The 13,977-nt window shown below is 59.0% G+C and carries 8 protein-coding genes and 1 pseudogene; 7 read left to right on the forward strand and 2 right to left on the reverse strand.

Annotated features, from left to right (window positions below; genetic code table 11):
* Positions 1 to 114 precede the first annotated feature (114 nt).
* From SH664x_RS19445 to SH664x_RS19460, 4 genes are all read left to right on the forward strand, one after another.
* Positions 115 to 915, forward strand: a complete 801-nt coding sequence (locus SH664x_RS19445; protein WP_437203698.1) for an efflux RND transporter periplasmic adaptor subunit — start codon at positions 115 to 117, stop codon at positions 913 to 915.
* A gap of 251 nt (positions 916 to 1,166) precedes the next feature.
* Entirely contained in the window at positions 1,167 to 3,395 is a 2,229-nt protein-coding gene (locus SH664x_RS19450) for a hypothetical protein (protein ID WP_437203699.1), read from the forward strand.
* Between the two features lie 452 nt (positions 3,396 to 3,847).
* The gene (locus SH664x_RS19455) at positions 3,848 to 5,815 is read left to right on the forward strand and encodes a TolC family protein (protein WP_437203701.1); all 1,968 of its coding nucleotides are present in this window, start codon (positions 3,848 to 3,850) and stop codon (positions 5,813 to 5,815) included.
* Positions 5,816 to 6,012: 197 nt separating this feature from the next.
* Complete coding sequence (locus SH664x_RS19460; RefSeq protein ID WP_437203702.1) at positions 6,013 to 6,900, forward strand: phosphatidate cytidylyltransferase; 888 nt, start codon at positions 6,013 to 6,015, stop codon at positions 6,898 to 6,900.
* 275 nt (positions 6,901 to 7,175) lie between these two features.
* Here the strand turns inward: SH664x_RS19460 and lpdA are convergent, their stop codons facing one another.
* Entirely contained in the window at positions 7,176 to 8,558 is a 1,383-nt protein-coding gene (gene lpdA / locus SH664x_RS19465) for a dihydrolipoyl dehydrogenase (RefSeq protein WP_437203704.1), read from the reverse strand.
* 181 nt (positions 8,559 to 8,739) lie between these two features.
* Positions 8,740 to 10,317 (reverse strand): citramalate synthase, encoded by a 1,578-nt coding sequence (gene cimA / locus SH664x_RS19470; RefSeq protein WP_437203705.1) that lies wholly within the window; start codon positions 10,315 to 10,317, stop codon positions 8,740 to 8,742.
* A 488-nt stretch (positions 10,318 to 10,805) separates the two neighbouring features.
* Between cimA and SH664x_RS19475 the strand changes: the two genes are divergently transcribed.
* The 3 genes and pseudogenes from SH664x_RS19475 to SH664x_RS19485 all read left to right on the forward strand — a co-directional run bounded on the left by SH664x_RS19475 (position 10,806) and on the right by SH664x_RS19485 (position 13,893).
* Complete coding sequence (locus tag SH664x_RS19475) at positions 10,806 to 11,126, forward strand: transposase (RefSeq protein WP_437203707.1); 321 nt, start codon at positions 10,806 to 10,808, stop codon at positions 11,124 to 11,126.
* Positions 11,072 to 11,515, forward strand: a pseudogene (locus tag SH664x_RS19480) (IS5 family transposase); the annotation flags it as partial. The gene SH664x_RS19475 and the pseudogene SH664x_RS19480, both read left to right, overlap by 55 nt.
* A gap of 260 nt (positions 11,516 to 11,775) precedes the next feature.
* Complete coding sequence (locus SH664x_RS19485; RefSeq protein WP_437203709.1) at positions 11,776 to 13,893, forward strand: peptidylprolyl isomerase; 2,118 nt, start codon at positions 11,776 to 11,778, stop codon at positions 13,891 to 13,893.
* Positions 13,894 to 13,977: the final 84 nt, after the last annotated feature.

Raw genomic sequence — 13,977 nt, forward strand, 5'->3', positions numbered from 1 at the left:
AGTGTCATGTCCGGTATTCTGCGTAAACTGCATCGGATTGTTTGCGGACTGTGTCTATTGGGGGTGTTCTCCCACAGAGGTGCCTCGGCAGAGGAGATCACAGTCGAAGACTGCATGACCTCGTTCGTCGAGAAGGTCACGTTTTCGACCGATCGGACCGGTGTGCTGCTGACCGTGCGGGAAGAGGGGGAAACCGTCAAACCTCAGGAAATCGTCATCCGTCTCAAAGATGAAGTGCCGGTGGCGCAGCTGGCGGTTGCCACCGCCAAAGCGGAGAGCGATGCCGATATTCATGCCGCAGTCAAAGCCGCCGAGGCGGCCCGGGTCGAGGCCGAAGCCGCACGTGATGCCAACCGTAAATCACCCGCCAACAGCCCCGCCTTCCCGCTGATTCAGGTGCAGAAGCTGCAGCTCAATGCCGAGGCAGCAGACCTGAAAATCGAGCAGGCAAAGACCGAAAAACGAGTCAACGAGCTGATGCGGGATCAGGCTGCCGCGGAACTGGCGACCTTTCGGATTCACTCCGGAATCGGCGGCATGGTGACACATGCTTACAAGCGTCCGGGAGAAGGCGTGCAGCAGGGGGAGCCGGTGCTGCAGGTCGTGAATACCGATCGGCTGCGGGTAGAAGGGTACGTCAATGATGTCGACGTGTTTCAGCTGAAAGTGGGGCAACCGGTCACCGTGACGCTCGACGTTCCCGACTCGGCGACAGAGCTGAAGCAGAAAAAATTCGGCGGAAAACTGGGGTTCATCGATGTGTCGATTCAGCCGCTGGGGAAAGTGATTCGGGTCTGGGCGGAGATTGACAACTCGGAAGGCCTGCTGCGGGAAGGACTGAAAGGGACCATGACAATTGACACGGCGGCCAAAGAGGACAGGTCGGCACTCACTGCTCCCGCTCTGACACGTTAGAGTCGACTCCACTTTCCAGTCTCCACACAGGCAGCGTTTCATGGACTGGAGGGTGCACTTGCCCCCAGGCAGGGACGGACTGCTCAAGGATTCAGAGCCGCAACGGGAACAAGTGAAGTCGACAGTCGAGAATGAAGCATCGTGTTGTGGCTCTCGGAATCCGAGCAGCTCAGGTCAGGTGGACCAGCAAGGTTAGTTTCTGAAACACCCCGCTCCTTCCCCAGGACCGGGGCTCAACGTCGTTAGCGCTGATGCAGATCCAGACACCCTCCACCGCACTTCGCCCCTCTTCCCAGCGGCCTGTTCCGCTGCGCAGGCGAAATGACCTCGTGGTGGAAGAGATTTACTACCGCGACATCCCATTTCCGGTCATCAAAGACCCGGTCGCGCTGAAGTATTACCGGCTGCAGCCTGAACAGTACGAAATCTTGAATCTGCTGAACGGTCAGCGCAGCCTCGAAGAACTCCGTGATGGTCTGCAGGCCAGGTTCCCGACGGTGCACATCACTCCGGTCGATGTCCAGTCGCTGATTACCGACCTGCACGAGAAAGGTCTGCTGATCAGCGAGCGCGCCGGTCAGGGCGAAACCGCATTAAAGAAACAGCACGAGGCCCGGCTGAAGAAGATTCGCGAAGTCGCGATGAACCCGCTGTACATGAAGCTGCCGGGATGGGATCCCGATCGGACGCTGACCCGGCTCGATCCGTGGTTCGGCTGGCTGTTCGACCTGCCGGCGATCTGCTGCATGCTCGGAGTGATTGCGCTGTCGTGGTTGTTCATTGCGATCCGGTTCGACGAAGTCCGTCAGCGCCTGCCGGAATTCCAGCAGTTCTTCAGCTGGCCGAACCTGATGTATCTCTGGCTGACGCTGGCGGGCGCCAAAACAATCCATGAGTTCGGGCACGGACTCTCCTGCAAACATTACGGCCGCGAATGCCACTCCATGGGGGTGATGCTGCTGGTCTTCAGTCCGACACTCTATTGCGATGTCACCGATTCGTGGATGCTGAAGAACAAATGGCAGCGGATCATGATCGGCGCCGCCGGCATGTACGTCGAAATGATTCTGGCCGCGGTGGCAATTTTCACCTGGTACAACACCCAGCCGGGCCTGCTGAATCACCTGGCGCTGAATGTCTTCTTTGTTTCGACCGTGACGACGGTGATTTTCAATCTGAACCCGTTGCTGCGCTATGACGGCTATTACATGCTTTCCGATTTTCTGGAGATCCCGAATCTTCGGCCGAAGGCGAGCAAGCTGATGCAGGAGGCTTTCAAATGGTGGGCACTGGGAATCGAATCGCCACCGGACCCCTTCATGCCGACCTCGGGGAAGTTCTGGTTCATCACGTTTGTCATCGCTTCGGCGATTTATCGCTGGGTGGTGCTGTTTGCGGTGACCTTTTTTTTGTATACGGTTCTGAAGCCCTATCGGCTGCAAAGCCTAGGGGTGATGATGGCCATCGGTTCGCTGGCCGGAGTCTTCATCGGTCTGTTCTGGAACCTGTTCCGGATGCTCTCCATGCCTCGTAACGATCCCCTCAGCCGCGTCAAAATCATCGGCACGATGATACTGCTGGCAGGGGTCATCGGCGGCGTGCTGATGATTCGGGTGCCCTGGTACGAAGAGGCGGCGTTCTACGTCGAGCCGGTGGGCGTGCAGAACGTCTACAACCTCGTGCCGGGGATGATCACTCAGGTGCATGTCCGACCGGGGGACGAGGTCGAGGCGGGGGCAAACATCGCCACCCTCACACTGCCGGAACTCGACGACAAGCGGGACCGCCTGCTCGATGAGCAACGTGTGCAGCAGCTCGAACCCGACATTTACCGGCAGCTGAAGGATCTGGACGGCAAGAACCTGGCGGAACAGCGGTTGGCGAGCCTCGCCGATCAATTGGCCGACCTGAATGAGCAACGCCGGCATCTGACGATTCAGGCTCCAGTCGCCGGTCGCGTCGTCGCGGCGCCCCGGGTCGATGTCGCGAAGCCGACACTCCTCAAAGAGCGGCTGCCGAGCTGGCACGGTACTCCTCTTGATGAAGAGAACTGGGGAGCATTGCTCGAACCGCGCACGCAGATCTGCAGCATCGCGCCGACGGAGAAATTCCATGCGGTGCTGCTCATCAATCAGGCGGACCGACATGACATCCGGCTGGGTGAAAAGGTCCGGATGAAGCTGGATTATGCTCCGCACCGGGTCCTGAACGGCACCATCACCGCGTTCTCGGACCGCGAGCTGGAGATCGCCCCCCCCGCCCTGTCGAACAAGTATGGAGGACCGCTGGCGACGGTGACTGACCCGCAGGGACGCGAAAAGCTGGCCAGCGGTGTGTATCAGGCCGATGTCGATTTCGACGAGGATCCGGGGGAACTGCGACTGGGGCTGCGAGGCCGGGCCCGCTTCATCGTCGAGACCCGTACGCTTTATGACTGGCTACGGCGGTGGTTCCGGCAGACGTTTCACTTCCGTCTGTGATCAACGCAGCCACCTGCTTCCGGCCGATTCTGCCATTCGGGGGCATTCCTTCGCTTGCGGATCATTCGGATTCGAAGCGACTCCTGCGTCTGTTCGTTCTCGCCCTGACTCGCTGCAGCAAAAAACGAGATTCCTTAGGGATCTACCAGTTGAAACTGGGAACTCTGGGAAGCCGTTACCGCTCACAGAACGGCGCCCGCTTATTCTCGCTGAATCGAATGTGATGATTTGAACTGTCGGGGAAACTCGTCCGAAATATGTCCTGCAGAGGGTGAATTCGGAAGAAGCCGACGTGCGGATTCCGAACACGAGTCGCCGGCCGTTGAAGAGATTGCATCCGCGCGTCTTTTCGGGGCAGCAGCAGCCGACTTGACCGGGTAGAAATTTTGGCGCCGGATGGCGGGGCGGGTTCCGCATCCGACGACGGCCCCCTGACAGGGCATTGGATCACAATGAATTTGCGTCAGCAATCTGCGGATTCTGCGCCGGCACTTCGCCGCGGCCTGACGCTGCTGCTGTGTATCTGTTTTCTTGTGCAGTCCAGCGGGTGCCGGCCACCGCATGGCCGAATCCAATATCTCACGGACAAGCGACCCGCCGACTACATTTCGCATGTCGAGCGGATCAACTATGTCGACGTCGACCAGCCTCCCGGTTCGGATGTCAGCTTTGCCGTACTGCCACGAACATTACGGCAGACAGAGCACGAAGAAATCTGGGATCTGACGCTGGCGGAGTGCATTCAGCTGGCACTGACCAACAGCACCGTCATTCGCAACGCCGGTCAGTTCCTCAGCCCCGGAAATCCGGTGTTGTCGAACCCGGATTACGCACCGACCGTCTACGATCCTGCGATTCAGGAAACCGGGGTGCTGTTCGGGCAACGAGGGGTGGAGGCTGCCCTCTCCGACTTCGACACCCAGTTCACAACCCAGATGCTGTTTGGGCGGAATGAAACCGTTCAGAACAACACTCTGTCAACGGGGTTGCCCGCAGGGGACACGTTGCTGCAGGAAACGGGGGTCTTTAATACTTCGCTGCAGAAATCGCTGGCCACGGGGGGCATTATCTCCGTCAGCCAGAGCTGGAATTACATGGGCCAGAACGTCGGAACCCCGCCGCAGTTGTTTCCGTCTGTTTATCAGGGAACGCTGCAGATGCAGTACCGCCAGCCGTTGCTGGCCGGAGCGGGGGTCGAGTTCACGCGCATCGCCGGACCGGTCTCCGACAACATTCAGGGAATCACCGGCGTGCAACAAGGGGTGATCATCGCCCGCATCAATAACGATATCGCACTCGCCGATTTCGAACGCTCGGTGCAACAGATGGTTCACGATGTCGAAGTCAGCTACTGGCAGCTGCATTCCACATACAAAACCTATGCAGTGCTGGTGCAGTCGCGGGACGAAGCCCTGATTTCGTGGCGCAAGGTCGATTCGCAGCTGCTGGCCGACACCGGCGAAGGGGGAGCCCATGAGGCCGAACTCCGCGATATCTACCTTGAGGCGCAGGGACGCACAGAAGTTGCCCGCGATGGAATTTATGCAGCAGAAGCCCAGCTGCGACTGATGCTGGGACTCCCCGTCAACGATGGGCGGGTGATTCGTCCTCTTGATGAACCGGTGACAGCCGAATTCATCCCCGACTGGTCCACCTCGCTGGCCAGTGCCTTTTCACTCCGCCCGGAGATTCGTCGGCAGAAATGGAATATCCGCAGCCTCGAACTGCAGCTGAAAGCGGCTCAGAACCTCACCCGTCCACGGCTCGACTTTGTCTCCAACGCGCAGATGAACGGTTTTGGCGACGACCTGCTCGATCAAGGGAACGGAACTCCGAGCGGACAGTTTTCCAGTGCGTACGAAGATCTCTTCAGTGGAAAGCAGACCGGCTGGAATCTGGGACTGGAATTCTCGGTTCCACTTGGACGACGGTATGCCTTTGCACAGGTCCGCACGACGGAGCTGCGACTCGCCAAGGCGCAGGCGATGCTGGGAACGCAGGAAGAGGAAATCAGCCACGAAGTGGCGGCGGCGTTCCGCGATCTTGCCCGCACGTACATGATGCTGGAGAACGCCTACAACCGCCTCACCACGGCGCGGCAACGCCGGGAACTGGTGCAGGCGCAGTACGAAGCCAACGCCGAGCGCTACACACTCGATGCATTGGTACGGGCCCACCAGGCGCTGGCTCAGGCAGAACTGACATTCACCACATCACTCGGCGAATACAACGTCGCCATCGCCGACCTCTATTTCCGGACCGGCCAGACGCTGCGGGTCAACAGCATTCACCTGCTCGAGGGTCCCTGGACCGATGCAGCGTATTGCGATGCAAATCGCCGCTACCAGGAGCGTCAACATGCAACACCCACACCCGTCAGTGACATGTTGACCCTGCCGGAGCCCTTCCCGCAGCAGTGACCGCGCTGCCCGATCGGACCGAACGAACCTGACCGGTAAACTCACTGCAGCCCACCGATGCGGAGGAGGGAGCCTCATCAGGAAAATGATCGCGGCAGTCGCGCGTCGGCCCGTTGCGTTTAGCGGCGGTTACCCGCATACTTCTGACGGTATGATTCTCCTGGTGGCGTAAGCCGCCGCCCGATGAAGTAAGACGCATGCTTGCCTGGCGACTCGGCCTGTCGGCCCTGATCATCCCGCTCCTGTTCGGGATCTTTTATCTCGACGTGAAAGCCGGGACCAAAGCCTATTATCTGCTCGGCCTGGCGATGTTGCTCGCCTGGCGCAGCACGATTGAACTGGTCGACATGTTTCGGGGACGATTCCCCCGTCTGCAGCTGCCGCTGCTGACGTTGTGTGTCTCGGTAATTGTGGCGGCCGGTTGGCTGATTCACTGGCGACTGCCGGGAACGACATTCGACCTGACCCCCATCACGGTCGCGTTTGCGCTGTCGTTTCTGTTGATCTGCGCTTCGGAAGCCCTTCGTTTCCGCGCCCCCGGTGGAATTGTGGAAACGCTGGGGGCCTCCACATTCATTATCGGCTATGCCGGGTTGCTGCTGGCACTGACCGCACAGCTGCGGTGGATCGCCGGCCCGCAGACCGGCTATGTCGCGCTCGGTTCGCTGCTGGTCTGTGTGAAGGGGGGAGACATCGGTGCTTACACGTTCGGTCGACTCTTTGGCCGGAAGAAGATGGCCCCTGCGCTGAGTCCCGGCAAGACCTGGGAAGGGGGCTATGGAGCCGTGGTCGTGGCGGCGCTCTGCAGCTGGCTGTGGTTCCGGTTCGCCGCACCCTACCTGATCCCCGGGGCACAACCGGGAGAACTCACCGCGATCCTGTTTTATGGAGCCCTGCTGGGGGTCATCGGAGCACTCGGTGATTTATGTGAATCACTGTTGAAGCGGGATGTCGGCGTCAAAGACTCCGGAAAGTTTCTGCCGGGGTTCGGCGGGCTGCTCGATCTGCTCGACAGCGTGCTGTACGGTGGTCCCGTGGCGCTCGTTCTGTGGAAGCTGCTGCCGCTGCTGCAGCTGGAGAAATGACCTCGCGGCAACCCGCCGAGTGTTCGACTGCTGAGTGTACAACTGCCGGGACATCGGGCTGCACCGGTGACCTGTCCCGCGACCCCGAACACTCTCGTGTGGCGTCTCGAAAATGTTCACCAGCGCAGGTGGAATGGAATCGCGTAAGTCTGCAGGCTCTCTGGGGAACCTCGCTGACGCTTCGGGCTCAGGGAAGTGGAAAGCTCCAATGAAAACAGGCACAGCGATCCGCGACCGCTGTGCCTGAGTGAGGTTCTGTCGAACAGCATCAACGATTACATATTCAGTGTCCGGCCATCGACTGCCAGTGCGGCTTCCTTCACCGCTTCGCTCAACGTCGGGTGAGCGTGGCAGCAACGGGCGATGTCTTCGCTGGTGGCGCCGAATTCAATTGCAGCCACTGCTTCGGCGATCAGCTCGCCGGCATGCGGGCCGATGATGTGCACGCCCAGAATGCGGTCGGTTTTCTTGTCGGCCAGCATCTTGACCTTGCCGTCGATATGTCCCCCTGCGCGGGCACGTCCATTGGCTGCGAACGGGAAGGAACCTTTACGGTATTCCACGCCCGCCTCTTTCAGCTGCTCTTCGGTTTTGCCGACCGTGGCAATTTCCGGTTCGGTGTAGACCACGCCGGGGATCGCCCCGTAGTTCACGTGACCGTAGCCGGAATATAGCTGTTCGATACAGGCGACCCCTTCTTCTTCCGCCTTATGGGCGAGCATCGCTCCGCCGATCACATCGCCGATGGCGAAGATTCCCGGAACGCTGGTCTGCAGATGCTCATCCACCTTAATGAAGCCCCGCTGATCCACCGCCACACCGACTGCATCAAGGCCAAGGTTTTCGGTGTTGGGCTTGCGACCGACCGCCACGAGCACCTTGTTACAGGTGATGGCCCCCCCTCCTTCGACCTGGACGTGGCACTGCTTCCCTTCGATCTTGACGCCGGTGACTTTCGTCTTCAGCTGGAATTCGAAGCCCTGCTTTTTGAAGATCTTCATCGCCTCGGCGGCGGTTTCGCCATCCATCCCCGGAAGAATGCGATCCAGGAATTCGAGAACGGTCACCTTGGCACCGAGTCGGCGCCAGACGGTTCCCATTTCCAGTCCGATGTAGCCGGCGCCGATCACGACGAGGTGTTCGGGAACTTCACTGAAGCTGAGAGCTTCGGTGCTGGTGCCGACGTATTCCCCGTCGACCTGAATCCCCGGAGGAATGGCCGACTGGCTGCCGGTGGCGATCAGAATGTTGGTTCCGGTAATTGTTTCCGGGGTGGCTCCTTCGATCGCCACTTCACCCGGCTTGACGATGCGGGCGTGCCCCAGAAATCGCTTGATCTTGTTTTTCTTCATCAGGCCATCGAGACCCCCCGCCATGGTGCTGACCACCTTGGTCTTGTGATCCATCATGCCGGCCAGATCGAGCGAGACTTCGCTGATCTTGATTCCCCGCTTGGAGAATGTGGTGTGAGCCTGTTCGTAAAGATGGCTGGTTTCGAGCAGCGCCTTGCTGGGAATGCAGCCGACCCGCAGACAGGTTCCCCCGAGCTGTTTTTCTTTCTCAATAATGGCGACGGTCTTGCCAAATTGAGCTGCCCGGATGGCAGCGATATATCCCCCGGGACCTCCCCCGATCACAATCAGATCAAAATCAGCCATGGACTCGACTTTTTAAAGTGCTGGTCAAATTGCTCAAAATTCTGCAGAGCGACCCTTGGTTCATAGAGATTTTCCCCCGAGAGTTCAATCGGCAGATGGCACATTCCGGGGTTCGAGGGAGAGAACCGGCCCAATCCGGCAGATTTTGTGCGGTCCGGGCTCTCCCCGCTCCGGCAGAATTCTACGCCGAAACCGCCCCGTCATCCTTGAAGAGCTTGAATTCGATCGCGTCCATCAGGGCCAGCCAGCTGGCTTCGATCACGTTTTCACTGACGCCGATCGTGCTCCAGACGTCGTTTTCGTCGGCACTTTCGATCACCACCCGCACACTGGCGGCGGTCCCCCCGGCCGAATTGATGACACGCACCTTGTAGTCGACCAGCCGCATTCCGTTCAGGGAAGGAAACAGCGGACTCAGCGCCTTCCGCAGTGCATTGTCGAGGGCATTGACCGGACCATCCCCCTCCGCCACTTCATGACGGATCGGGCCGTCGCCGTTCATCTTCAGCTTGACGGTCGCTTCCGTCATCGGCACGCCTTCCGAAGTCGTCTCCACATTCACCCGGTAATGCAGGCGGTGAAACTTCGGGACGTACGAGCCGGCCGTTTTCTTCACCAGCAGGTCGAACGACGCCTCGGCCGCTTCGAACTGGTAACCCAGGTTCTCCAATTCCTGCACCCGGGCGAGAATCTGCGCCATCAGCTGCGGATCCTGATCGAGATTGTACTTCGAGGTCTTCGCCACAATGTTCGACCGGCCCGAGAGCTCGCTGACCAGAATCCGCCGTTCGTTCCCAACCGTCTCGGGATTGATGTGCTCGTAGCTGTGGGCGATGCGGTTGACCGCATGCACATGCATCCCTCCCTTGTGGGCAAAGGCACTCCGACCGACATAAGCCTGGCCGGAGCGGAAATTCATGTTCGCCAGTTCGTACACATAACGTGACAGCTCGGTCAGGTGGGCCAGCCCCTGTCCGTGCTGGAGCACTTTGGCCTTTTTCTTGAGCGCCAGGTTGGCTGCCAGGCTGATCAGGTCGGCATTCCCGCAACGTTCCCCGATCCCGTTGATCGTTCCCTGCACCTGCACTGCTCCGATATCGACGGCGGCCAGCGAGTTGGCTACCGCCATATCGCAGTCGTTATGACAATGAATTCCGAGCGGAACACGGATTTCCCGCTGCACCGCCTTGAGTGTCTCCACGATCCGCTCGGGGAGACTGCCGCCGTTGGTATCGCAACAGACGATGAGCTCCGCTCCCCCTTCCTGGGCAGCGAGGAACGTCCGCAGGGCATAGTCGGGGTTGGCGGCAAAGCCATCGAAGAAATGCTCGGCGTCATAAAAGACGCGTCGACCCTCGGCCTTCAGGTAGGCGATCGAGTCGCGGATCATCGCCAGATTCTCTTCGAGATCGACTCGCAAGACCTCAAGCACATGCAGGTCCCACGTTTTGCCCACGACCGTGCAGACCGGCGCAAGCGAGTCCCGCAGCGCCAGCATACCGATGTCCTGATCGGCACTGACTCCCTTGCGGCGGGTCATGCCAAAGGCACAGACCTGTGCATGCTGCAATTCGAGATCGCGGACCCGGGTGAAGTACTCCAGATCCTTTTCATTGGAGAGGGGATAGCCCCCCTCGATGAAATCAAAGCCCATGTCATCGAGCTTTTTGGTAATGAGCAGTTTGTCCTGAAGAGAGAAGTTGACCCCTTCACCCTGACTGCCGTCGCGCAGGGTCGTGTCGTACAACTGAATTTCCATCGTGAAAGCCTATCTTCGCGGAGACCTGCTCTAAAACAACAAAAAAACCCCCTCAGATCAGCAGGGATCTGAGGGGGTGATCGTGACAAAAACGGTCAATCCCCGGATCCCGGACATGCAATAATCGAAATTCCGCTAATCAGCGGATTGCGACGATCGATGGATGTCCGGAGGGAAAGATTCAAAAGATGCCTCAAGTTATCTTCAGTACTGTTTCCAAAAATAGAAGATCGCCGACACAAGCGTCAACTGCGGAGTCCGATTTTTCTGAGAGTGTCCTGAGCCAGTTTCACAACCTTTAGATTACTGAACAGGATTGGCAAGGGATGTGCTTATGAGCAGGGTGAAAGGAGTCTTTCATGCTCATTACTCTGTCGAAATGGCCCGCGAGACGGCGGCCGAACAGGACAGGGTCCAGGACGGCCCCGAAGCCCTTTCTCTCTGATGCACAATGGTTTCTGATCGCGGATCTGTTTCCTGATCTTCCGGTGGGACCGCGTGGAGGACGCCCTTGGCGATCTTCTCGTGAGTGCTTGGAAGGCGTTCTGTGGGTACTGATTACAGGGGCCCGTTGGAAAGATTTACCAGAACGATACCCCTCACCAGTCACCTGTTGGCGACGCCATCGTGACTGGACTCGAAACGGGGTCTTTCGTGCAGCCTGGGATCGATTGCTCAGCAAGCTGCTACAGCGACGTGGCATCGACTGGGAAGAAGCGATCGGTGATGGCTCGTTTTCACGGGCAAAAAAAGGGGTGACGACGTGGGACGTTGTCATCGTGGCAACGGAACCCGCATCCTCCTCCTGACTGATGGACGAGGCATTCCACTCTCGGCATATACCACCTCTGCCAATTACAGCGAGGTGACCACGATCCAAACATTGATTGATCAATGCCCTCCACACGGCAAGCCGCGTCGCCTGCTGTACGATAAAGCTGCCGATGCCGACTGGTTGAGGGAACATCTTCTGTCCCGTGGCATCGAACTGATCTGCCCGCACCGAGACAAACGAACCAAGCCTCGACTGCAGGACGGTCGAGCATTGCGGCGATACGAACGCCGATACCGAATTGAGCGCACTTTCAGTTGGCTGCAGAACTGCCGCCGATTGATCACTCGCTGGGAATACTACGCCGAACTGTTCGAAGGCTTCGTTCACTTAGCCTGCCTGTACACCATCATCAAAGGGTTGTGAAACTACCTCCTGCCGCGGGTCGCCGTCTCCCCCGCACTGCCTTGTCTGGCGCGTCGGGCACATAACGACAGAAACGGTTGCAGCGATTATTTGCATTGCGCATCGGAAGTTACGTCCCGTCACTCCCCAGAAATTCTGCTGCTGCGATGGACTTCAGCCGATGAGACACCTATTGTGAAAATGGGTAATTATAAGCGGCTGCCACTGCTGTACGGCTTCGGGCTTTCCGCGTGCACTCGATTTAATGAAGAGATCAGGGCATGACATTCTCAGCGAGCATCCGTCGACTGCTGGCTTCAGCGACCGCTTTCCGCCCACAGGCCCGGCGCCGTACCGCACTCCTTCCCTGGATCATCGAGCACTGTGAAGAGCGCGTGCTGCTGGCGGGGAACGTGCTCGCCTCCGTCACAAACGGCACATTGACACTGAAAGGTGATCTCTCCAACAACTCCGTGCAGGTCGAAGTCAAAGGGGGAAACGTCGTCGTCAGCGGTCTTGACGGGACGACCATCAATGGCCAGGCCTCTTTCATTGCGGTCACCGGCGCGACGCAACTGTCCGGTGATCTGATCGCCGACCTCGGCGCAGGCCACGATAAGCTCGTGCTCAGCGACCACCTGACGGTGAAAGGAAGCGTGCTGATTGAAGATGCTGTCGGAAATACCACCGTCGGCCTCAATTCGGTCACCGTGGAAAAGGACCTGACGATCCAGACCTCCGCCGGAACAGATTCCGTCAGCCTCGAAGAGGTGACCATCGGAGGCCGCGCACGCATTCACACCGGTGGAGCAGCCGATCTGGTGGCTCTGCTCAAAGTTGAGGTGGCCGGCTCAACCCAGATCACCACCGGCGGTGGGTCTGATGGCATCTCGCTGGATGAGTGCGAGTTCTCGGGCTCTGTCGAACTGCGGACCGCCAGCGGCGACGATACGGTTCATGTCCGTGAATCCACGGTCGCAGGCCGCTTTGAAATGTGGGCCGGAACCGGGAACGACTTTGTGATGTTCGAGGATTCCACGGTGTCAGGCCAGACCCGGATTCTGCTGGAAAAAGGGAACGATTCCTTTATCGCTGAAGGGACCACCCGCTTCTCAAAGCGGGCGGTGATCCTGGGAATGGCGGGGCGTCGGGATGCCTTTGATCTCTCCGGCGAAACCACATTCGTGCGGGGCCGCGTACTCAGCAGTTTCCGCAAGCGAACTGTTGCCGACAGCCTGATCAACTCGAAGCTGAACGCAGCCAACACCGGACTGCTGACCCGCGCCGACGCGCTGCGAACGGCAATTGGGGAAACCGCCGAACCGTTCTCCCTGACCGCTGGGGTGACCTCCACGGAAGAGACCACAGCCGGGACAGGCACGACCATTACGCGTCTTTCGCAGATCGAAATCTCGGGGGTGACCTCACCGGGAGCCACCGTCACCGTCGATTCCGACAGCGATGGCCAGTACGACGATGTTTCAGTCGTGGCGGATGCGGATGGAAAATACTCCTTCGAGATCCCCGTCAATGTGGGGGCACAGGTCATCAAGGTCAAGGCGACCAATACGGATGGAGAAACGACCACCAAAGAGGTCAACGTCCATCGGGCCGTCGGCTCGGTTGTCGAGATGGTCACATCGCTCGGCAAATTCCAGGTCGAGCTCTATGACACGGAAGCGCCGCTGACCGTGGCCAACTTCAAGAGCTATCTGACCGATTACGTGAACTCGATCATTCATCGCTCCACAAAGACATCAACGGAAGGGCTGACCGTCATCCAAGGGGGTGGGTTTGTTCTCGACGGCACCGAACTCGAACAGGTGACTCCCAAGGCGCCCGTCGTCAATGAGTTCGCACCCATCAACTCCAACCTGCGCGGCAAGCTCGCCCTGGCGCTGCCCGCCAACAATATCGATGGCGGAACCAGCCAGTGGTTCATCAACGTCACTGACAACGCGGGGATCGATACCGGCTCCTACACCGTCTTCGGCGAAGTGGTCGGGACCGGCATGACCATCGTCGACGCCATCTCCGCGCTCGGAACGATGAACCTGAATTCGATGTATTCCTCCTCCGGCTCGGCACTGGGGACTGTTCCGGTCCGGAATTATGTCGGCTTCACCCAACCGATCACCGGCGTGCTGGATGTAGATGTCAACAGCACCATGGTGAACGGAACAGGGACCTCCTTCACCACGCAGTTGTCTGTCGGTTCGCGGATTCAGATCGGCAACCATGTCTCGATGGTCACCCAGATCGTGAGTGATACGCAGCTTGTTCTGGCTGCAGCTCCGACGACAACCATCAGTGATGCCGCCGCACGCACCGATGCCAAGCCGACCGCCGATCAACTCGTGGTCTTCTCCGGCATCAACGAGATTCTGCCGCTGGCGTAGGGGACGTCCCGAACGGTCGAGAATGCGTCGGCGCGGTGAGCCCCGCGCCGCGGCATCGCCCCTTGAAAGAGCAGCAAGGGCTTT

It is taken from the genome of Planctomicrobium aquicomposti (assembly GCF_051466325.1).
GTDB lineage: Bacteria > Planctomycetota > Planctomycetia > Planctomycetales > Planctomycetaceae > Planctomicrobium.

What these genes read in the sequence shown, in the direction of transcription:
- SH664x_RS19445 (WP_437203698.1), top strand. Translation starts at nt 115, where the DNA reads ATGACCTCGTTCGTCGAGAAGGTCACGTTTTCGACCGATCGGACCGGT.
- SH664x_RS19450 (WP_437203699.1), top strand. Translation starts at nt 1,167, where the DNA reads ATGCAGATCCAGACACCCTCCACCGCACTTCGCCCCTCTTCCCAGCGG.
- SH664x_RS19455 (WP_437203701.1), top strand. Translation starts at nt 3,848, where the DNA reads ATGAATTTGCGTCAGCAATCTGCGGATTCTGCGCCGGCACTTCGCCGC.
- SH664x_RS19460 (WP_437203702.1), top strand. Translation starts at nt 6,013, where the DNA reads ATGCTTGCCTGGCGACTCGGCCTGTCGGCCCTGATCATCCCGCTCCTG.
- lpdA (WP_437203704.1), bottom strand. Translation starts at nt 8,558, where the DNA reads ATGGCTGATTTTGATCTGATTGTGATCGGGGGAGGTCCCGGGGGATAT.
- cimA (WP_437203705.1), bottom strand. Translation starts at nt 10,317, where the DNA reads ATGGAAATTCAGTTGTACGACACGACCCTGCGCGACGGCAGTCAGGGT.
- SH664x_RS19485 (WP_437203709.1), top strand. Translation starts at nt 11,776, where the DNA reads ATGACATTCTCAGCGAGCATCCGTCGACTGCTGGCTTCAGCGACCGCT.